Source organism: Pseudomonas sp. L13 (assembly GCF_009935965.1).
Classification (GTDB): domain Bacteria; phylum Pseudomonadota; class Gammaproteobacteria; order Pseudomonadales; family Pseudomonadaceae; genus Aquipseudomonas; species Aquipseudomonas lactis.
Window position 1 is genome coordinate 1 of sequence record NZ_QODJ01000050.1, and the last position, 19,434, is coordinate 19,434.

Below are 19,434 nucleotides of genomic sequence, written 5' to 3' on the forward strand. Positions count from 1 at the left end.
GTCCTGCCGGGTTACCCACGAATTCAAGCCTGCGTTCGGCCAGCGTGGTTTAACGGGGCGCCTGAGATCAAGATCAAGAGCAGATCAAGAGCGGCTCGCTTCGCATCGTAGTTACTGTCGAGCGCTATAGCGTTGTATCAGGAGCAATTGGGCTAACTGACCCACCGCTATCGCAGGCAAGCCAGCTCCCACAGGGGATCGGCGCTTCTAAAGTTGGTTGAGAGGGATTTTCAGGTACGTCACGCCGTTTTCTTCCGGCGGCGGCATATTCCCCGCTCGCACATTTACCTGGATCGCCGGCAGCAACAACGTTGGCATGCCCAATCCAGCATCGCGCTGGGTGCGCATCTGTACAAACGCCGCTTCATCCACGCCGTCATGCACATGGATATTGCCCGCCCGCTGTTCCGCCACGGTGGTCTGGCATTTGGCTTCTCGACCCTCGGGTGGGTAGTCATGGCACACGTACAGCTTGGTGTCTGAAGGGAACGCCAGCAACTTGCGCATCGACGCGTACAACTGCCGCGCATCACCGCCGGGGAAATCGCAGCGAGCGGTGCCGACGTCGGGCATGAACAGGGTGTCGCCCACCAGGATCAAGCGGCCATCGATCAGATAGGCCATGTCGGCGGGGGTGTGTCCGGGCACGTGCAGCGCCTGGGCCTTCAAGTTGCCGATGTGAAAGATTTCATCCGGCGCAAACAGGTGATCGAACTGCGAGCCGTCCACTCGAAATTCCGGCTCCAGGTTGAACAGGTTCTTGAACACACCCTGCACCTTGCTGATGGATTCGCCGATCGCGATCTTGCCGCCCAAGGTGCGACGCAGGTAGGGCGCGGCGGACAGGTGGTCGGCGTGGGCGTGGGTTTCCAGCAGCCACTGCACCTGCAGGCCATGCTCACGCACAAAGGCAATGACCTTGTTGGCCTGGGCGGTGTCGGTGCGCCCCGATGCCGGGTCGTAGTTGAGCACCGAGTCGACGATGGCGCAGGGGCCGCCATCGGCTTCATAGACGATATAGGTGTAGGTCGACGATGCGTCATCCAGAAAGGCTTGAATCAACGCTGGCATGGCGGCCGCCTCTGTTAGGAAAATGTGCTGAAGAAAAAAGTGGTTACAATCAGTTTACGTTTACACATAATGTTTTGAGCTTAAGTGACATAAAGGACCCGAGGCAAATGGAATCTACGTTGAGTGAGGGCGAGGTCGCCCAGTTGCGTGCATCGGCGTCCAAGGCCTGTGCCTTGCTCAAGGCCCTGGCCAATGAAGACCGTTTGTTGATCCTGTGCCAGTTGACCCAGGGCGAGCGCAACGTCGGTGAGCTGGAAGCCCTGACCGGCGTACGCCAGCCCACCCTGTCACAACAGTTGGGCATCTTGCGCGATGAAGGGTTGGTCGCCACCCGTCGGGAAGGCAAATACATTTTCTACGGGCTGGCCAGTCACGAAGTGATTCAAGTGATGAAGACCCTGTCCGGCCTGTATTGCGGCGCGGTCATAAAAAGCTGGGCGTGACGCCATCCGGCAGCGACCCTTGTGTGCATTGACTCAAAAAGGCAGTAGACAATGACCGAACAACACTGGGGACCCACCATCAGTGGCGATATCGTAGTCATCGGCGGCGGCTCGGCAGGCATCGGCCTGCTGGCCAGCCTGCTCAAGCGCGACCCGCACCTGAACATCACCCTCATCGAACCTAACGACTACCACTGCTACCAGCCGGCCTGGACCCTGGTCGGCGGCGGCGCCTACGACCTGCACAAGACCCGCCGGCCCCTGGCCGATGTGCTACCCAATGGCGTCAGCTGGGTGCAGGCCGCCGTCAGCGAACTGCTGCCCGATGACAACACCCTGGTGCTCGACAGCGGCCAGCGCGTCACCTGGAAGAGCCTCATCGTCTGCCCCGGCCTGCGCCTGGCCTGGGAAAAAATCGAGGGTCTGCAAGACACTCTGGGCCAACACGGCGTCACCTCCAACTACAGCTATGAGCACGCCGCCTACACCTGGCAGTTGGTGCAGCAGCTCAAGGGCGGCAAGGCGTTGTTCACCCAGCCGGCGATGCCGATCAAATGTGCCGGCGCGCCGCAAAAAGCCATGTACCTGTCCTGCGACCACTGGCTCAAGCAGGGCAACCTCAAACACATCGACGTCGAATTCAACCTGGCCGGTGCTGCGCTGTTTGGCGTGCCAACGTTTGTGCCGCCGCTGATGAAGTACGTGGAAAAATACAACGCTCGCCTGGCGTTCAATTCCAACCTGGTGAAAGTCGATGGCCCGGCGCGCAAAGCCTGGTTTGAAGTCAAAGACGCCCAAGGCAACGCGACGGTCGAAGAGAAAACCTTCGACATGCTCCACGTCGTACCGCCGCAGGTCGCTCCGGATTTTATCCGCGAAAGCCTGCTCGCCGATGCCGCCGGCTGGTGCGAAGTGAACCCCCACAGCCTGCAGCACCTGCGCTACCCGCATGTCTTTGGCCTGGGCGATGTGTGCGGCACCACCAACGCCAAGACGGCGGCGGCGGTGCGCAAGCAAATCGTGGTGGTGGCCGAAAACCTGCTGGCCCTGCGCAAGCAAGCGCCGCTGCCGCTCAAGTACGACGGCTATGGCTCCTGCCCGTTGACGGTGGAGAAGGGCAAGGTGGTGCTGGCCGAGTTCGGCTATGGCGGCAAGTTGCTGCCGACTTTTCCTCTCGACCCGACGCAGGCACGCCGTTCGATGTGGTTCCTCAAGGCCACGCTGCTGCCGTGGTTCTACTGGAACGGCATGCTCAAGGGCCGCGAGTGGCTGACCCGTCTGAGCAAGGTGGACTGAATGCTGCTGGCCAGTCTGTTAGGCGTATTGATGGGCCTGGTCATGGGCCTGACCGGTGCGGGCGGCGGCATCCTCGGGGTGCCGGCGCTGGTGCTGGGGCTGGGCTTGACCATGACCCAGGCCGCGCCGGTGTCATTGCTCGCGGTGGGCGCAGCGGCAGCGGTCGGGGCCATCGATGGTTTGCGCCATGGCCTGGTGCGTTACCGCGCCGCGTTGCTGATCGCCTTGCTCGGCGCGCTGTTTTCGCCGTTGGGCGTGTTCGTCGCCCACCAACTCTCGGAACCGGTGCTGATGGGCCTGTTCAGCGCGCTGATGGTGCTGGTGGCCTGGCGCATGCTGCAACGGGAAAAACGCGAGGCTGGGCCGAGTGACCATGGCGCGGCGTCGTGGGGCCAGAAGAACTGCATGCTCAACCAGCAGACCGGGCGCCTGGCCTGGACCGCCAAATGCAGTGCCACCCTGGCGGCGTTGGGCGCGGTGACCGGCGCCGTGTCGGGTTTGCTGGGCGTGGGTGGCGGCTTCTTGATCGTACCGGCGTTCAAGCAACTGACCGACGTACAGATGCGCGGGATCGTCGCGACCTCGTTGATGGTCGTCAGCCTGCTGTCGCTGATCGGCGTGGCCGGTGCGTTTCATGCGGGGGTGAGCATCGAGCCGGTGGGCTGGGTGTTTATTGGTGCGAGTGTCGTCGGCATGTTGGCGGGAAGGCGGTTGTGTTCGGTGATCCCCGCGCGGGTGTTGCAAGTGGGGTTCGCCAGCCTGTGTGGGGTGGTGGCAGTCGGTATGTTGCTTAAAGCCTCTCTCTAAGAAACGCATGGATCGCAGTGTGGGAGCCGGCTTGCTCGCGAAGGCATCGTGTCAGTCAATGCATCAGCAACTGATCTACCGCATTCGCGAGCAAGCCCGCTCCCACATTTAGCTGTGTCTGCCTGAGGGGCAAATGCGTCCACGAGATGGCAACATGAACACCTCTCAGGTTACTGTTCCTCTGTGTAACGGATTCACCGGCCTTGCACCCCGGCTCACCAAGGTCACCAATGGATAAATACACCCCCCACACCTGGCAACCCCACGAGCGGCCGAGCCTGCCTGGCTCGCCGTCGACGCCGCTGCACCCTACCCATAAGCGCTGGCTGTTTGCGTTGGTGGGCGTGCTGGTGGCAATCACCGGTGGCCTGGGCAACGCCCTGGTTATCGCCAACCTGCAATACCTGCAAGGCGCCCTGGGCGCGACCACCGCGGAAATGGCCTGGCTGCCCGCCGCCTATGTGATGACCAACGTGTGCATGAACCTGCTGCTGGTGAAGTTTCGCCAGCAGTTCGGCCTGCGTGCGTTTACCGAGGTGTTCCTGGTGCTCTACGCGCTGGTGACCTTCGGGCATTTGTTCGTCAATGACCTCAGTTCGGCGATTGCGGTACGGGCCGCCCATGGCATGGTGGGTGCGGCGCTGAGTTCGTTGGGCTTGTACTACATGATCCAGGCATTCCCGGCCAAGTGGCGGTTGAAAGCTTTGGTGTTGGGGCTGGGTACCGCGCAATTGGCGCTGCCCCTGGCGCGGCTGTTCTCCGAAGATTTGCTGCAAATCGCTGAATGGCGCGGGCTGTATTTGTTCGAACTGGGCCTGGCGCTGATCTGCCTGGGTTGTGTGTTCCTGCTCAAGCTGCCGCCGGGCGATCGCTTCAAGACCTTTGAAAAGCTCGACTTCCTGACCTTCGCCATCCTCGCCAGCGGTGTGGCCTTGCTCTGCGCGGTGCTGTCCCTGGGGCGCATTGACTGGTGGTTGGAAGCGCCGTGGATCGGCGTGGCCTCGGCCTGCTCCCTGGTGCTGATCATGGCGGGGCTGGCCATCGAGCATAACCGCAGCAACCCGATGCTGATGACGCGCTGGCTGGGCAGCGGCGCGATGATTCGCCTGGCGTTGGCGGTGGTGCTGATTCGCATGGTGCTGTCCGAGCAGTCCACCGGTGCGGTGGGGTTCATGCAGATGTTGAACATGAGCTACCAGCAGATGCACACCCTGTACGTGGTGATGCTGGCCGGGGCGATTGCCGGGCTGGTGGTCAGCGCGTTGACGATTAACCCGGCGCACTTGCTGATGCCGTTGATCATCTCCCTGGCGCTGATGGCGACAGGTTCGGTGATGGACAGTTTTTCCAGCAACCTGACCCGCCCGCAGAACCTCTATATCAGCCAGTTCCTGCTAGGCTTTGGCGGTACGTTCTTCCTGGGGCCGACCATGGTGCTGGGTACCAAGAACGTACTGACCAACCCGCGCAACCTGGTGAGCTTCTCGGTGATGTTCGGCATCTGCCAGAACCTCGGCGGCCTGATCGGCGCGGCGTTGCTGGGCACCTTCCAGATCGTGCGCGAGAAGTACCATTCGAGCATGATCGTCGAGCACCTGACCCTGATCGACCCGCTTGTGGCGGCGCGGGTGCAGAGTGGTGGGGCGGCCTACGGCAAGATCGTCGCCGACCCGGAACTGCGCAACCTCATGGGCATCCGCAGCCTGGCTACGGCGGCTACCCGTGAGGCGAACGTAATGGCTTACAACGATGTCTTCATGCTGATCGCGATTATCGCGATCCTGACCATGCTGTGGATCTTCACCCGCAGCCTGTGGTTGATGAGCACCACCAAGGCAACTCCTCCTGTTCAACCCAGCGGCGCGACTTCATGACTGAACCTTCAACCACCACCACGACCGCCATCGCCGCCACGCCGGAAGGCAGCACGCCACCGGGCGCGGTGCCGACCCAATTGCGGCCCTTGCGCGTGCGCATCATCTCGTCCCTGGGCTTTGCCGCCATCGCCATCATCGGTGTGCTGATCGTGCTGTACGCCTGGCAACTGCCGCCGTTCAGCAGTGCAGTGGAAACCACCGAAAACGCCTTGGTACGTGGGCAGGTGACGATTATCGGCCCGCAGCTCAGCGGCTATGTGTTCGAAGTGCCGGTGCAGGACTTCCAGTACGTCAAGACCGGCGATCTGCTGGTGCGCTTGGACGACCGCATCTACAAGCAGCGCCTCGACCAGGCCCTGGCACAACTGGCGGTGCAAAAGGCCTCGTTGGCCAATGTGGTGCAGCAACGCAACAGTGCCGAAGCGACCATCAAGCTGCGCCAGGCCGCGCTGGTCGACAGCCAGGCCCAGGCACGCAAGAGCACTGCGGATTTGCGCCGCAATGAAGAGTTGATCAGCGATGGTTCGGTCTCCAAACGCGAACTGGACGTGACCCGTGCCGCCAACGCGCAGACCATTGCCGCCGTGGCCCAGGCCCAGGCCAGCCTGGAAATCGCCCGCCAGGATTTGCAGACAGTGATCGTCAATCGCGGCTCCCTGGAGGCAGCCGTCGCGAGTGCCGAGGCGGCGGTGGAACTGGCGCGCATCGACCTGTCCAATACCCGCATCACGGCGCCACGGGATGGTCAGCTTGGGCAGATCGGCGTGCGCCTGGGCGCCTACGTCAATTCCGGCGCGCAACTGATGGCACTGGTGCCCAAGCAGTTGTGGGTGATTGCCAATATGAAAGAAACCCAGATGGACAATGTGCAGGTCGGCCAGCCGGTGACGTTCACCGTGGATGCGCTGAACCACCGCAAATTCCATGGCACGGTGCAGCATATTTCCCCGGCGACCGGTTCCGAGTTCAGCCTGTTGCAGGCGGACAACGCCACCGGCAACTTCGTCAAGATCGCCCAGCGGGTGCCCGTGCGCATCACCGTAGACCCGGACCAGGCCGAAAGTGAACGCTTGCGGCCGGGGTTGTCGGTGGTGGTGAGTATCGACACGGCCGGACGCCTGAAAAACAGCCCACCCTGACACTGACGCATCCTTTAACTGTAGGAGCGAGCTTGCTCGCGAAAAACTCACAGGCGCCGCGTTCATTCAGAAAACACGCGTAATCGTTGACGTTTTTCGCGAGCAAGAACTAGGCGTCCCCCTCGCTCCTACCGTTCAGGCATTTGGCGTGTATTTCAGGTTGAAAGCCAGGTGGGTTGACTGGCCTTGCCCCAGCAGCTTAAGGCCAGGCCTGCCTGGCAGATGATGGGCATTCACCGGATGACTCACCGGCTCGATGCAGAAAAATTCCAACCCTGGCGGGCAGTACAGCAGCAAGTAATCGGCGCCGCTGGCCTGGCATTCGAGGCGGTAGCCAAGCTCCGGTTGTTCGATCACGCAGTGCCCATCCCAGCCGCAAAAGCCGTTGTCCACCAGCCCCTGGGGCAGTTCCTTCAGTTGCCGGAAATCCCAATCCTCGGGTAGCGGTGTCAACGCTGTGGGCAGCTTGGCTGCATCACTCATCCACACCTGCCCAGCCCTGGCCTGCAGCCGCGTACCCGGCCGGCGCGGCAAGTACGGATGCAAGCCCAGCCCATGCCACGCCGGTTGCTCGGCCAGGTGAGTCACGCACAAGTCGATATTCAACTCACCGTTGTTCAAGCGCACCCGCTGGCGGGCGTGATAGGCGAAGGGTGTGGCGCATTCCAATTCCAGCACCACTTCGTGCGTGGTATGGCTCACCACCTGCCATGCCTGCTGCCAGGCCGAGCCGTGAATCGGCAGGGGATCAGTGAGGCTATTGGCTGCCAATGCCAGCCAGCCATCGGGGTTGTCGAAGCCGCCGTGCGCGATTCGGTTGGACCAAGGCGCTAAGGGATAGCAGCCCAGCTTGCCCGGCAGTCCGGTATTGATCGCCTGCGCATCGCTGTGCCGCAACAGCGGTTGGCCGGTGGCGCGCACCGTCCAGTTGACGAGGCTGCCACCGATGGCGGGGGCGAGTACCAGATGAGTGAATTGATCAGTAAGCTCAATCACGATTGACCTGCCTCACGAAGTCAAAACAAACACCGAGGATTCAAGTGTGGGAGCTGGCTTGCCTGCGATAGCGACCTGTCAGTCAATGCATCCGTGACTGATACACCGCTATCGCAGGCAAGCCAGCTCCCACAGTTGCTCACCTTTGTTTCTGAAAGAAGGTTTACAGCACCAAATGGGGTAACCACAGCGACAACGCCGGGATGTAGGTCACCGCAATCAGCACCAAAAACAACACCGCATAAAACGGCAGCAGGGCCTTCACGGTTTTTTCAATGCTGGTCTTGCCCACCGCCGCGCCGACGAACAGCACCGCGCCCACCGGCGGGGTAATCAGGCCGATGCCGAGGTTCACCAGCATGATCATGCCGAAGTGTACCGGGTCGACGCCGATGCCCAGGATCACCGGCATCAGAATAGGCGTGAGGATCAGAATGAGCGGCGCCATGTCCATCACCGTGCCGAGCAACAACAGCATGACGTTGATGCACATCAGGATCACGTAGCGGTTGTCCGAGAGGGTCAGGAACAGCGTGGTGATCTTCGCCGGGATCTGCATCAGGGTCATGATGTAGCCGAAGCTGGCGGCGAAGGCGATCAGGATCATCACAATGGAAATGGTGCGCACCGTGCGATGCATCAGTTTGGGCAGTTCGCGCCATTTGTAGTCGCGGTAGATGAACATGGTCACGAAGAACGCCCACAACACCGCAATCGCCGCCGACTCGGTGGCGGTGAAGACGCCCGAGAGGAAGCCGCCGAGGATGATCACCATGGCCATCAAGCCCCAGAGCGCGTCGGCGGCGATTTTCAACGCCTGCTTCAGAGGGATGACTTCGCCTTTGGGGTAGTCGCGCTTTTTCGCGAAAATCAGGCACAGCACCATCAGGCACGCGCTCATCAACAGGCCCGGCACCACGCCCGCCATGAACAGCGAGGCGATGGAAACCGTGCCGCCAGCCGCCAGGGAGTACAGCACCGAGTTATGGCTGGGCGGCGTCAGCAACGCCTGCACCGAACCGCTGACGGTGACTGCGGTGGCGAATTCGCGCGGATAACCACGCCGTTCCATTTCCGGAATCAGCACCGAGCCGACCGACGCGGTATCGGCCACGGATGAACCGGAAATCGCGCCGAAAAACGTCGAGGCCATGATGTTGACCAAGGACAACCCACCGCGCACAAAGCCCACCAGCACCCCGGCAAAGGCCACCAGGCGCCGCGACATGCCGCCCTCAGCCATGATCGCCCCGGCCAGCACGAAGAACGGAATCGCCATCAGCGAAAACTTGTTCACCCCACCGGCAATCTGAATCATCAGGGCCTGGAACGGGATGTCGATCCACCACGCGCCAATCAATGCCGACAGCCCCAACGCATAGGCCACCGGCATGCCGATCAGGATCAACGCAACAAAGCTGCCCAACAGAATCAATGCGTCCATATCAGGCGGCCCCTTCGTTTTCTTCAACCAGGTCGAAACGCACTACCCTGCGGTTGCTCTGGTCACCGAGCAGCAGTTTTTCGACCACGAACACCAGGGTCAGCACGCCGCCAATCGGGATGGGCATATAGGTAATGCCCACGCGCAGGGTAGGGATGGCGCTCATGAATTGGTTCCAGGTGGACAGGCACAGCTTGGCGCCCCAAATCGTCATGAACACGCAGATGGTGCCCATCAGCAGTTGCGAGAGGATGCCGACGAGGCGGCGTTGGGTTGGCGGCAAGCGGTCAGTAACCATCGCCACCGACATGTGCGCACCGGCACGGTAACTGGCAGCAGCGCCGATAAAGGTGAACACCAGCATCAGCAGGATAGCGGTGGGCTCCGGCCAGCTGGAACCGGTGCCGAGGGCGTAGCGGGTGAAGATACCCCAGGGAATGATCAAGGCGACCCCCAATACCGAAAGGCCGGCGACCCAGATGCAGGTCATGTAGAGGCGGTCATTGAAGCGCAGCAGTAAAGTCTTCATGGCGTTCACCGTGACCGGGCGCGTCGATGCCGACCGCGCCGGGCCTTATGCAGGGCAGGGGAGGTTATTGAACCGCGTCGATGCGCTTGATCATGTCCGCATACGGCGCACCGTACTTGGCACGCACCGCGGCGGTGGCCTCATAGAAGGGCTTTTTATCGACGGTGATGAACTCCACGCCGGCCTTCTTGAGTTTCTCTTCACTGCTGGCGGACTTGGCGTCCCAGAGCGCGCGCTCATCAGCCTGGGCGGCCTTGGCGGCGGCCTTGACCATGCCCTGCTGGGCGGGGCTGAGCTTGTTCCAGGTGATTTTCGACATCACGATGGGTTCAGGCAGGATCAGGTGTTCGGTGAGGGTGTAGTACTTGGCGTTCTGGAAATGATTGTGTTCCAGCAAGGTCGGCGGGTTGTTTTCCGCGCCGTCGATGACCCCGGTCTGCAGGGCGCTGAAGATCTCGCCGGTGTCCATGGCAATGCCGTTGGCACCCATGGCGTTGAAGGCTTCGATGAAAATCGGGTTGCCTTGCACGCGGATCTTCATGCCCTTGAGGTCTTCGATCTTGCGCACCGGTTTCTTGGTATAGAGGTTGCGCGTGCCGCCATCCATCCAGGCCAGGGCCACCAAGCCGAATTCGGAGTCGGTGATCTTGGCGAGGATCTCGTCACCGATCTCGCCATCGATGATCTTGCGCATATGCGCCTGGTCGCGGAACACGAACGGCAGGTTGAACACGTTCACGTCCGGCACCACCGGGCCGACGATGCCGAGGCTGACGCGAGTCATCTGCACGGCGCCGACCTGGGCCTGTTCGACCACTTCCTTCTCGGAGCCCAGCACACCGCCGGGGAAGTACTTGAAGGTCAGCTCGCCGTTGCTCGCCTTGGTCAGGGCCTTGCCCATGTTCTCTTCGGCGACCACGGTGGGGTAGCCGGCGGGGTGGATGTCAGCGAACTTGATTTCCAGCGCGTGGGCGGCGCTGCTGAGGGTGAAGATTGCAGCGGCGAGCAAGGTGCGTTTGAAGTCCATGGAAGTCACTCCTGTCTTGTTATTGTTGTATTCAAGGCACAGCGATTAAACGATGAAGCGGGGTTCGGGCAGCCCTTGGACGCCGGGGTTGAGGGCGAACACGCCACCGGACAGCGACTGTCCACTTGGGTCATCACGGATGGAAGTGACGTACAGGGTGTCCAGGCGACTGCCACCAAAGGCGCACATGGTGGGTTTTTTCACCGGCACACTCAGGGAGCGGTCCAGGCGACCGTCGGGGGTGAAGCGGTGAATCAGCCCGGCGTCGTTCGCGCAGATCCAGTAGCCGCCCTCGGCGTCCACGGCCGCACCGTCGGGACGCCCGGGGAAGTTGTTCATATCAATGAATACGCGGCGATTGGACGGTGTGCCGGTCTCGATGTCGTAGTCGAACGCCCAGACCTGTTGCACCTTCGGGTGCGAATCGGAAGCGTACATTGTGCGGCCATCGGGGCTGAAGGCCAGGCCGTTGAGGGTGATGAACCCGTCCAGTTGCGCGTGGGGTGCAGCCCCGGACGCATAGCGATAAAGGATGCCGTCCGCGGCGTTCAAGCCCATGTCCAGCACCATGCTGCCGGCCCAGAAACGGCCTTGGCGATCGCAGCGGCCGTCGTTCAAACGCATGTCCGGGCGTGAATGCTCGACGCTGGCCAGCGGTGTGGTGTCGAGGCTGCCGTCGTTGTGGGGCGTGAGCTGGAAGAAGCCAGTTTCCATGCCGGCGACCCAGTTACCCGTGTTGGTGCGGGCAATACAGGCGAGCATTTGCGGGGCTTTCCACGCCGCCAGATGGCCGGTGGCGGCGTTCCAGCGTTGCAGGCCGCCGTTGGGGATATCCACCCAATACAGCGCGTTTTCTTCAGGCACCCACACCGGGCATTCGCCCACGGCGTTACGGGCGTCGACAATCAATTCAGCACGCATGGTCATTCCCTTGGGTTGCTGGGCACTCAGTCACCGAACGGCCCCGCCGCGCAGAACGCACCGCCCTGGTAGACCTTGGCCGGGTCATCGGTGGCCACGGGCGGTTGGGCTTCAACCTCGGCGCGGAACACTTCGGAGCTGTCCTTGGGCGCAAAGCCCAGGTGCGCGGCGTAGCGGTTGTCCCACCAGGTATCGAGGTTGGCCGACATGCCGTACACCACGGTATGGCCGACGTTGGGCGTGTACAGCGCGCGTTCGAGCAGTTGGGTCAAGTCGTCGAAACTCAGCCAGGTGTGCATCATCCGGCGGTTCTGCGGTTGCGGAAACGATGAGCCGATACGGATGCTCACAGTCTCGATGCCATACCGGTCGAAGTAAAAACTGGCCATGTCTTCGCCGTAGGACTTGGACAGGCCGTAGTAACTGTCCGGGCGGCGCGGGGAGTGGGCGTCGAGTTGCTCGCCCTGTTTGTAGAAACCGATCACGTGGTTGGAACTGGCGAAGATCACCCGCTTGACCCCGTGGCGGCGGGCGGCTTCGTAGATATGGAAAATGCCACTGATGTTCGCGCCCAGCACCTCTTCGAACGAGCGCTCCACCGACACACCGCCAAAGTGCAGGATGGCGTCGACGCCCTCTACCAACTGATGCACGGCGTGTTTGTCGGCCAGGTCGCAGGTTTGCACTTCTTCGCGAGCATCGGTGGCGGGAGCCATTTCAGCGATATCCGAAAGGCGTAGCACCTGGGCATAAGGCCGCATGCGTTCACGCAGGACTTTGCCCAGGCCACCGGCGGCACCGGTAAGCAGCAGGCGGTTGAAAGGAGTGGGAGTGGTGGTGGTCATGGGCCTTCCAGATTTTTTGTTGTAGGTTGTCGTATGACTATAGGGAAATAGTGTTAGGGATTCCTGGTGATGTCAACTTCCTTCCAGGCGCATGAGATCAAATGTGGGAGCTGGCTTGCCTGCGATAGCGGTGAGTCAGAAAAGGGTGTGGTAACTGACCCACCGCTATCGCAGGCAAGCCAGCTCCCACATGGATGTGCGGCACCTTTGAGATCGAGTTCGACCCTGGAACCTACAACAGCGAAATCGGATAGCTGATAAAAATCCGGTTCTCATCGAACTCGTTATTGCTGAAGTCCCGGCGCATGGTCGAGTTGCGCCACTTCACATTCAGGTTCTTCAGCGCACCGCTCTGCACCGTGTAGGCCAGTTCCGACTCACGCCCCCACTCCTTGCCGTCGGTGATCGCCCCGGTGTGTACGTTGCTGCCGCTGATATAACGGTTCATCAGGGTCAGCCCCGGAACCCCGAGTACCACAAAGTTGAAGTCGTGGCGCACCTGCCAGGACTTTTCCTTGGCGTTGTCATAACTGGCGTTGTAGCTGTCGTTGGCCAAGGTGCCGCCGCTGGTGCCGTTGATGCGCATCCAGGCGCTGTCGCCGCTGAGTTTTTGCAGGCCAACATAGAAAGTGTGGCCGTTGTATTTGGCCGATAGCAGGGCGAACAGGGTCTTGTTATCGAGGTCGCCGGCCAGGGCGCTACCGTCTTCCTTGCCATTGAAGAAGCCAAGGTTGGCGCCCAGGGTCCAGTCGCCCACCGGCTGGCTGTGGGTGAGGTTGAGGTACTGCTGCTGGTAGATATCAGTCAGTTCGGCGTACCACAGGCCGACCTGGGTACGTTTGTCATTGAAGGTGTATTCGCCGCCGCCGAAGTTGAAGCGGTCCGAAGTGAACGCAGCTTTGCCGTTCATGAACATGTCTTCCATGCTCGCGTCGTTGCGTGGGCTGTTGCCGCGAAACTGACCCCCATAGAGCGTCAGGCCGGCGATTTCATTGGAGGTGATTTGTCCGCCACGAAAGGTCTGCGGCAGGGAGCGGCCATCATCGGAGCGCAGGATCGGCAGCACCGGCATCCATTCGCCAACCTTCAACTCGGTCTTCGACAGCCTGGTTTTCAGCGCGACACCCAGGCGCCCGAAATTGTCGGCGGGGCGGCCATCGTCATGTACCGGTAGCAGTTGGGTGCCGGCGGTGCCTTTGCCGCCATCGAGCTTTTGCGAATACAGGCCCAACACGTCTATCCCGAAGCCGACCGTGCCCTGAGTAAAGCCGGACTTGGCATCGAGGATAAAATTCTGCGTCCACTCTTCGGCCTTGCCCTGGGGGTTGGTCGGGTTGGTGAAGTTGCGGTTGAAGTAGGCATTACGCAGATTGAGCGTGGCCTTGGCGTCGTCGATAAAGCCTTCGGCATGGGCACCCAGCGGCAGGGTGACGGCCAGGCTGCCGAGACTTAAAAGTCCCAGGCGCGTGCAGGAATGACGGGCGGATTGACTCACAGTGAGGCTCCCTTTGTTTTGTTGTTTTTATTATTTGTCATACGTCGTCGTACAACATTGAGCGCGATATTTGCGAGGTTTTCGGGGCGTGTCAAGCAGAAGTTATACGATGACTTCGGTGAAACGATTCAACGCAGCGGCCTGTTCGCCCCCCCTGTAGGAGCGAGCTTGCTCGCGAAAAACGTCAACGATAAAGCGTGCTTGCTGAATGAACGCGGCGCCTGTGAGTTTTTCGCGAGCAAGCTCGCTCCTACAAAACCTTAACTGACTGGCATTAAGGCAAGCCAAATCCCCCATTGATTGCATTGCACGCAGGTTTCAGCCCGCCATGACCATCGGCGGCAGGGTGCCAAGCAGGGAAACCGCCGCCACGGCTGCAAGGCCCAGCAGCCACTCCATCATCACGCTGGCTCGCAAACTGCCCAGGCGTTGCTCGCAGCGCTTGATACGCAACCGGTTCAACAGCGCCAACCCCAGCATACCCAGCACCAGTCCCACCTTGATCAGCAAAATCAAGGCAAACCCTTGGAAGAGCGGCGTGGGCCACAGTTGCCCAGTGAGTACGCGCACGTTGATCAAGCCAGTCACCAACAGGCCGGCGACCAGGCCATATCCCACGCCGCTGAAGCGGCGCAAAATCGGCTCCAGGCGGTGGTCTCGCGCCTGGCGGAGGATCAGCACCAACACCAGCAACCCACCGAGCCAGGCCCCAACGCACAGCAGATGCACCACCTGGTTAAGGATCAGCAACTGCCCGCTCAGCCCGTCGAGCATGGCGCCATGGCCTACAGGTGCCAGGGTTGCCAGCAGCAGGGCGAGCAGCGGCAAGCGCAAGGCCGGCCAGGGCGTGATCAGCACGATCACCAGCAGCAGGCTCAGCAGCAGATGCCAGGCCCATACCTGGCCAAAAAAGGTCTTGCCCAGCACCAACTGAAGGGTGGCAGGTTGTAGCGCCGCGTCCCAACTGCCGGCCATGCTGGCGGTGATCAACAGCAACCACACAACACCGGTGACGAGCCCCAACCCGGCCAGGCCACGGGTGATGCGCAGCAGTTGCCGGTCCAGTGTCGGTTGCACATCAGCGCCGAGCAGCCAGGGCCTGAACACCCAGGCCCCGAACATTAACAGCACGACGATGAAATGCAGGAAGCGGCACAGCACCAGCAGGGTTGCCATGGGTTATTGGCCGATCTTGAAGCTGTAAGTGCCTTCGCTTTTGTGAGTGTCGACGGACACTGCATGCCATTCGACTTTATAGGTGCCGCTTGCCAGCGGAGCGGCAGGCGTGACCACCAGGGTTTTCTTGTCGGCGTCCGGGGTTTCCAGGCCCTTGATCGTAATTTCGGTGCCGTCCTTGCTCAGGGACACCTTGGTGAAGGTGGCTTCGACGCCTTCGCTGAAGGTCAGGCGCAGGTCTTTCGGCGCGGCGACGTTGCTGTCAGCCGCAGGTTGCGCGCTCTTGAGGTGGGCGTGAGCAAACGCCGCCGAGGCGCCCAGCAGGGCAGTGAACAGGACAGCAGCGGTCAGGGACTTCTTGAGCAACATTGTTCAATACCGATCAAAGGATAGGAGCCGGCAGTGTACGAAGTTTCGGCTTGGCCTGTCGCCCCGATCTAGAGCCGGTGGTAGTCTTTAGGCCGTGTTGTTGTCAGGGAGCCCTTATGGGCAATCACAAGATCGGAATTCGTCGGGTCAACGTCGAAAAAATCCTGCTGGCGGCGGAGAAGGTCTTCGCCAATAAGGGCTATGGCAGCACCGCCATGGCCGACATTGCCGAAGAAGCGCAACTGCCGCGCTCCAACCTGCATTACTACTTCACCACCAAAAGCGAGCTGTACAGCGCGGTGCTGTTCGACCTGCTGGAGTTGTGGAAGCAGGACGCCCTGAGCTTTGAAACCTTTGACGACCCTCGTGTAGTGCTCAGCAGCTACATCCGCGCCAAGATGCAGCGCTCGCGCACCCGGCCGTATGGCTCCAAGGTCTGGGCCAATGAAATCATCCACGGCGCGCCTACACTTGGTGAAGCCTTGGATGAAAGCCTGTACGACTGGGCCAAAATGAAGGAAGCGAAGATTCGCCAATGGGTGCAAGACAAACGCATCCTGCCGGTGGAACCGTCGAGCCTGCTGTACATGATCTGGGCCTCGACCCAGCACTATGCCGACTTCGACCACCAGGTGAAGATCTTGAATGATCACCAGCCGTTGTCGGACAGGCAGTTCGAGAAGGCCATTCAGACCGTGACCGGTGTGATTTTGCGCGGGATTGGCTTGGAGCCTTGAGCCTTGTAGCGAGGCTCAAGGCCCTATCGCAGCATAGGTATCTACACAACTTTGTGGGTTGTAACAGCAGACGGTAAACACGATGCGAAGCGAGTCGCTCTTGATCTTGCTCTTGATCTGCTTTTGATCTTAGGCGCCCCGTTAAACCACGCTGGCCGAACGCAGGCTTGAATTCGCGGCCCACGGATTCAAGCCTGTGTTCGGGCACACCGAGCCTAAGCGAGGTGCCGAGTGGTGGGGCAAGAGCGTTTTGCTTACTTTTGCGCTTTTCAAAAGTGAGACGCCGTCAGGGCGTAACCCTAAGTGGCCGTTACCTAAATAACGGATATGTACCCGGTCCAACTGTGTTGACTGTCAGGCCGTCTTCGCAGGCAAGCCAGCTCCCACATTTGGGTCGTGGTGTGTCAGTTAGATCAGCGCCGGCTGTCAGTCCGTCACGGGAGCAAGCTCCCTCGCCACAGGTCCAGCGTCACACCAAAGTTGTGTAGATACCTATGCCTATCGCAGGCAAGCCAGCTCCCACATTGGAACGCATTCCAACTGTGGGAGCTAGCTTGCCTGCGATAGCGACCTAAAGAACTACACCGCCTCCCGGTAAGGATTGCGCGGGTCCTGCGTCCAGTTCAAAAACGGCTTGCCGGTATCGATCGGCACCATGTCGATGCAGTCGGCCACCGGGCAGGTGATCTGGCACAGGTTGCAGCCCACGCACTCATCGTCGATCACCTCATACAGATGCGTGCCATCGGCCTGCTTCAAGCTCGCAATGGCCTGGTGCGAGGTGTCCTCGCAGGCAATATGGCAACGCCCACAGCCAATGCACGCCTCTTGGTCTATCTTGGCGATAACCTGGTAGTTGATGTCCAGGTACTTCCAGTCGGTGGTATTGCCCACCGCCCGCCCGGAAAACGCCTGCAAGTTGGCATGGCCTTGGCTGTCCATCCAGCGCGACAAACCATCCTTCATCTCTTCAACGATGCGAAACCCATGCAGCATCGCCGCCGTGCACACCTGCACGGCGCCGCAGCCGAGAGCGACAAACTCCGCGGCGTCGCGCCAGGTGCCGATACCGCCGATGCCACAAATCGGCAGGCCGTGGGTCTGTGGGTCACGGGCGATTTCGGCGACCATGTTCAACGCAATCGGCTTGACCGCCGAGCCGCAGTAACCGCCATGGGTGCTCTGAGTGCCGACCACCGGCAGCGCGACCATACGTTCCAAGTCCACGCTGGTGATGGAGTTGATGGTGTTGATCAGCGACACCGCATCCGCGCCGCCGCGATAGGCCGCCCGCGCCGCCACGCGGATGTCGGTGATGTTCGGCGTGAGTTTGACGATCACCGGCAGCGAGCAATACGTCTTGCACCAGCGCGTCACCTGCTCCACGTACTCAGGCACTTGGCCGACGGCGGCGCCCATGCCCCGTTCGGGCATGCCGTGAGGGCAGCCGAAGTTCAGCTCGATACCGTCGCAGCCGGTCGCCTCTACCAAGGGCAGGATGTTTTTCCAGGACGCTTCGACACAAGGCACCATCAGCGAGACGATCAGGGCGCGGTCCGGCCAGTCCTTTTTCACCTGGGTGATTTCCCGCAGGTTGATCTCCAGGGAACGGTCGGTGATCAGTTCGATATTGTTGATGCCCAGCACTTCGCGGTTGGCGCCATAGTGCGCGGAGTAGCGCGACGACACGTTCACCGCTGCCGGGTCTTCCCCCAGGGTTTTCCACACCACGCCACCCCAGCCGGCCTCGAAGGCGCGCACCACGTTGTAGGCTTTGTCGGTGGGCGGCGCGGAGGCCAGCCAGAACGGGTTGGGCGCTTTGATACCGGCGAATACAATCGAGAGATCGGCCATTACGCAGCCTCCACAGTCAGCATGAGTTGGGCGTGCATGGCTTCGGCAGCCCGCTTGCCATGTTGTACCGCCTGCACGGTGAGGTCCTGGCCGAGGCTGACGCAGTCGCCGCCGGCATACACCCCTGGGATGCTGGTGCGCAGTTGCTCATCGACGAAGATGCGCTCGCCGACGCGGTGCAGTTGTTGGGCCAGCGGATCGTGCAGGGCGTCGTTGTCAAAGCCTTGCCCGATCGCCTTGAAGATCGCATCGGCGGCCAGTTCGAAGGTTTCCCCGGTCGGCAGCAGGCGACCGTTTTCCAGGCGGGTCCGGGCAAAGCGCATGCCGCGTACACGGCCTTGGTCGTCGAGTAATACTTCGTCGGGTTGGGCCCAGGTCAACAGTCGTACTTGATTGGCTTTGGCGATGTCCTGTTCGTGGTGGGTCGCGCCCATGTCGGCCAGGCCACGGCGGTACACCAGGTTGACATCGCGGGCACCGAGGCGGGCCATTTGCACGGCCATGTCGATGGCGGTGTTGCCGGCGCCGAGCACGATGCAGCGGTCGGCCAGGGGCAGTTGGGTGAGGTCATCGGTCTGGCGCAGTTCGCGGATATAGTCAGTGGCGGCGAGCAGGCCGGGGGCGTCCTCAAAGGGCAGGCCCAGCTGTTTGCTGGCAGCGAGACCGAGGCCGAGGAACACTGAATCGAATTGCTGGTGCAGTTCGCTCAAGGTCAGGTTGCCGCCCAGGCGCTGGCCGTGGCGAACCTCGATGCCGCCAATCTGCAGGAGGAAATCCAGTTCCTTCTGGGCGAAGTCGTCCACCAGTTTGTATTTGGCGATCCCGTATTCATTCAGGCCGCCGGCTTTTTCCCGCGCTTCGAAAATCACCACGTCATGGCCGTGCAAGGCGGCGCGGTGAGCGCAGGCCAAACCGGCAGGCCCGGCGCCGACCACGGCGATGCGCTTGCCGGTGGGGGCGGCGCGTTGGAACGGGTGTTCGCTGAAGTGCGCGTTGTCGATGGCGTAGCGTTGCAACAGGCCGATCAGCACAGGGGCGCATTCTTCGGCGCTATTGCGTACGCACGCTTGCTGGCAGAGGATTTCCGTCGGGCACACCCGTGCGCAACTGCCACCGAGTATGTTGGCCGAGAGGATCTTCTGCGCGGCCCCTTGCACGTTCTCGGTGTGGATATTGCGGATGAACGAAGGGATGTCGATCTCGCTGGGGCACGCATTCACACAAGGCGCGTCGTAGCAGTACAGGCAGCGCGAAGCTTCCAGTTGGGCCTGGCGGGCGTTGAGCGGCGGTGCCAGGTCGGTGAATTGGCTGGCGAGGGTGGCCCCGTCTTCGCGGGGGTGGGGGAGGTGGGTCAGGGTCTGGATCACGGTATTGGCCTCACGGTTCTGTGCCTCTGCCGGGCACTGGT

18 protein-coding genes are annotated in these 19,434 nt (G+C 61.2%); 6 read left to right on the forward strand and 12 right to left on the reverse strand.

Annotation, left to right across the window (positions count from 1 at the left end):
• Positions 1 to 207 precede the first annotated feature (207 nt).
• On the reverse strand, positions 208 to 1,071 hold the full coding sequence (locus tag DK871_RS21540; protein ID WP_161906557.1) for an MBL fold metallo-hydrolase: 864 nt from the start codon (positions 1,069 to 1,071) through the stop codon (positions 208 to 210).
• Positions 1,072 to 1,178: 107 nt separating this feature from the next.
• On the opposite strand from DK871_RS21540, the gene DK871_RS21545 reads away from it, so the two are divergent.
• The 5 genes from DK871_RS21545 to DK871_RS21565 all read left to right on the forward strand — a co-directional run bounded on the left by DK871_RS21545 (position 1,179) and on the right by DK871_RS21565 (position 6,633).
• Positions 1,179 to 1,514 (forward strand): helix-turn-helix transcriptional regulator, encoded by a 336-nt coding sequence (locus DK871_RS21545; protein WP_003174875.1) that lies wholly within the window; start codon positions 1,179 to 1,181, stop codon positions 1,512 to 1,514.
• 51 nt (positions 1,515 to 1,565) lie between these two features.
• On the forward strand, positions 1,566 to 2,810 hold the full coding sequence (locus DK871_RS21550; RefSeq protein WP_161906558.1) for an FAD/NAD(P)-binding oxidoreductase: 1,245 nt from the start codon (positions 1,566 to 1,568) through the stop codon (positions 2,808 to 2,810).
• Positions 2,811 to 3,617, forward strand: a complete 807-nt coding sequence (locus DK871_RS21555) for a sulfite exporter TauE/SafE family protein (protein WP_161906559.1) — start codon at positions 2,811 to 2,813, stop codon at positions 3,615 to 3,617. It abuts the gene before it with no gap.
• A gap of 230 nt (positions 3,618 to 3,847) precedes the next feature.
• Positions 3,848 to 5,491, forward strand: a complete 1,644-nt coding sequence (locus tag DK871_RS21560) for an MFS transporter (RefSeq protein WP_161906560.1) — start codon at positions 3,848 to 3,850, stop codon at positions 5,489 to 5,491.
• Positions 5,488 to 6,633 carry an HlyD family secretion protein gene (locus DK871_RS21565; RefSeq protein WP_003192298.1) on the forward strand — a complete coding sequence of 382 codons (1,146 nt, stop codon included), beginning with the start codon at positions 5,488 to 5,490 and terminating at the stop codon, positions 6,631 to 6,633. The genes DK871_RS21560 and DK871_RS21565 overlap by 4 nt, the downstream gene beginning before the upstream one ends.
• Before the next feature lie 135 nt (positions 6,634 to 6,768).
• On the opposite strand, the gene DK871_RS21570 is transcribed toward DK871_RS21565, so the two are convergent.
• From DK871_RS21570 to copC, 9 genes are all read right to left on the reverse strand, one after another.
• Positions 6,769 to 7,629, reverse strand: coding sequence for an aldose 1-epimerase (locus tag DK871_RS21570; RefSeq protein WP_161906561.1), 861 nt, complete (start codon positions 7,627 to 7,629; stop codon positions 6,769 to 6,771).
• A 163-nt stretch (positions 7,630 to 7,792) separates the two neighbouring features.
• Positions 7,793 to 9,073, reverse strand: coding sequence for a TRAP transporter large permease (locus DK871_RS21575; RefSeq protein ID WP_161906562.1), 1,281 nt, complete (start codon positions 9,071 to 9,073; stop codon positions 7,793 to 7,795).
• Between the two features lies 1 nt (position 9,074).
• Complete coding sequence (locus tag DK871_RS21580; RefSeq protein ID WP_161906563.1) at positions 9,075 to 9,602, reverse strand: TRAP transporter small permease; 528 nt, start codon at positions 9,600 to 9,602, stop codon at positions 9,075 to 9,077.
• A gap of 64 nt (positions 9,603 to 9,666) precedes the next feature.
• Positions 9,667 to 10,629, reverse strand: coding sequence for a TRAP transporter substrate-binding protein (locus DK871_RS21585; RefSeq protein WP_161906564.1), 963 nt, complete (start codon positions 10,627 to 10,629; stop codon positions 9,667 to 9,669).
• Positions 10,630 to 10,674: 45 nt separating this feature from the next.
• Entirely contained in the window at positions 10,675 to 11,550 is an 876-nt protein-coding gene (locus tag DK871_RS21590) for an SMP-30/gluconolactonase/LRE family protein (protein WP_161906565.1), read from the reverse strand.
• A 26-nt stretch (positions 11,551 to 11,576) separates the two neighbouring features.
• Entirely contained in the window at positions 11,577 to 12,395 is an 819-nt protein-coding gene (locus DK871_RS21595) for an NAD(P)-dependent oxidoreductase (RefSeq protein WP_161906566.1), read from the reverse strand.
• A 232-nt stretch (positions 12,396 to 12,627) separates the two neighbouring features.
• Positions 12,628 to 13,890 (reverse strand): OprD family porin, encoded by a 1,263-nt coding sequence (locus DK871_RS21600; protein WP_161906567.1) that lies wholly within the window; start codon positions 13,888 to 13,890, stop codon positions 12,628 to 12,630.
• Positions 13,891 to 14,208: 318 nt separating this feature from the next.
• Positions 14,209 to 15,066, reverse strand: coding sequence for a copper homeostasis membrane protein CopD (gene copD / locus DK871_RS21605; protein ID WP_161906568.1), 858 nt, complete (start codon positions 15,064 to 15,066; stop codon positions 14,209 to 14,211).
• A gap of 3 nt (positions 15,067 to 15,069) precedes the next feature.
• The gene (gene copC, locus DK871_RS21610) at positions 15,070 to 15,435 is read right to left on the reverse strand and encodes a copper homeostasis periplasmic binding protein CopC (protein ID WP_161906569.1); all 366 of its coding nucleotides are present in this window, start codon (positions 15,433 to 15,435) and stop codon (positions 15,070 to 15,072) included.
• A 116-nt stretch (positions 15,436 to 15,551) separates the two neighbouring features.
• Here copC and DK871_RS21615 point away from each other — a divergent pair, with 116 nt between their 5' ends.
• Positions 15,552 to 16,172 (forward strand): TetR/AcrR family transcriptional regulator, encoded by a 621-nt coding sequence (locus DK871_RS21615; RefSeq protein WP_014719000.1) that lies wholly within the window; start codon positions 15,552 to 15,554, stop codon positions 16,170 to 16,172.
• A gap of 579 nt (positions 16,173 to 16,751) precedes the next feature.
• Here the strand turns inward: DK871_RS21615 and preA are convergent.
• Together preA and DK871_RS21625 are read right to left on the reverse strand one after the other, a co-directional pair.
• Positions 16,752 to 18,026 carry an NAD-dependent dihydropyrimidine dehydrogenase subunit PreA gene (preA, locus tag DK871_RS21620; RefSeq protein ID WP_161906570.1) on the reverse strand — a complete coding sequence of 425 codons (1,275 nt, stop codon included), beginning with the start codon at positions 18,024 to 18,026 and terminating at the stop codon, positions 16,752 to 16,754.
• A complete protein-coding gene (locus DK871_RS21625) occupies positions 18,026 to 19,393 on the reverse strand; it encodes an NAD(P)-dependent oxidoreductase (RefSeq protein ID WP_161906581.1) in 1,368 nt (455 codons plus the stop codon). Before DK871_RS21625 ends, preA begins: the two co-directional genes overlap by 1 nt.
• Positions 19,394 to 19,434 lie beyond the last annotated feature (41 nt).

Excerpts from the sequence above, each read along its gene's own strand:
- DK871_RS21540 (WP_161906557.1), bottom strand. The coding sequence starts at position 1,071 with ATGCCAGCGTTGATTCAAGCCTTTCTGGATGACGCATCGTCGACCTAC.
- DK871_RS21545 (WP_003174875.1), top strand. The coding sequence starts at position 1,179 with ATGGAATCTACGTTGAGTGAGGGCGAGGTCGCCCAGTTGCGTGCATCG.
- DK871_RS21550 (WP_161906558.1), top strand. The coding sequence starts at position 1,566 with ATGACCGAACAACACTGGGGACCCACCATCAGTGGCGATATCGTAGTC.
- DK871_RS21555 (WP_161906559.1), top strand. The coding sequence starts at position 2,811 with ATGCTGCTGGCCAGTCTGTTAGGCGTATTGATGGGCCTGGTCATGGGC.
- DK871_RS21560 (WP_161906560.1), top strand. The coding sequence starts at position 3,848 with ATGGATAAATACACCCCCCACACCTGGCAACCCCACGAGCGGCCGAGC.
- DK871_RS21565 (WP_003192298.1), top strand. The coding sequence starts at position 5,488 with ATGACTGAACCTTCAACCACCACCACGACCGCCATCGCCGCCACGCCG.
- DK871_RS21575 (WP_161906562.1), bottom strand. The coding sequence starts at position 9,073 with ATGGACGCATTGATTCTGTTGGGCAGCTTTGTTGCGTTGATCCTGATC.
- DK871_RS21580 (WP_161906563.1), bottom strand. The coding sequence starts at position 9,602 with ATGAAGACTTTACTGCTGCGCTTCAATGACCGCCTCTACATGACCTGC.
- DK871_RS21585 (WP_161906564.1), bottom strand. The coding sequence starts at position 10,629 with ATGGACTTCAAACGCACCTTGCTCGCCGCTGCAATCTTCACCCTCAGC.
- DK871_RS21590 (WP_161906565.1), bottom strand. The coding sequence starts at position 11,550 with ATGCGTGCTGAATTGATTGTCGACGCCCGTAACGCCGTGGGCGAATGC.
- DK871_RS21595 (WP_161906566.1), bottom strand. The coding sequence starts at position 12,395 with ATGACCACCACCACTCCCACTCCTTTCAACCGCCTGCTGCTTACCGGT.
- copD (WP_161906568.1), bottom strand. The coding sequence starts at position 15,066 with ATGGCAACCCTGCTGGTGCTGTGCCGCTTCCTGCATTTCATCGTCGTG.
- copC (WP_161906569.1), bottom strand. The coding sequence starts at position 15,435 with ATGTTGCTCAAGAAGTCCCTGACCGCTGCTGTCCTGTTCACTGCCCTG.
- DK871_RS21615 (WP_014719000.1), top strand. The coding sequence starts at position 15,552 with ATGGGCAATCACAAGATCGGAATTCGTCGGGTCAACGTCGAAAAAATC.
- preA (WP_161906570.1), bottom strand. The coding sequence starts at position 18,026 with ATGGCCGATCTCTCGATTGTATTCGCCGGTATCAAAGCGCCCAACCCG.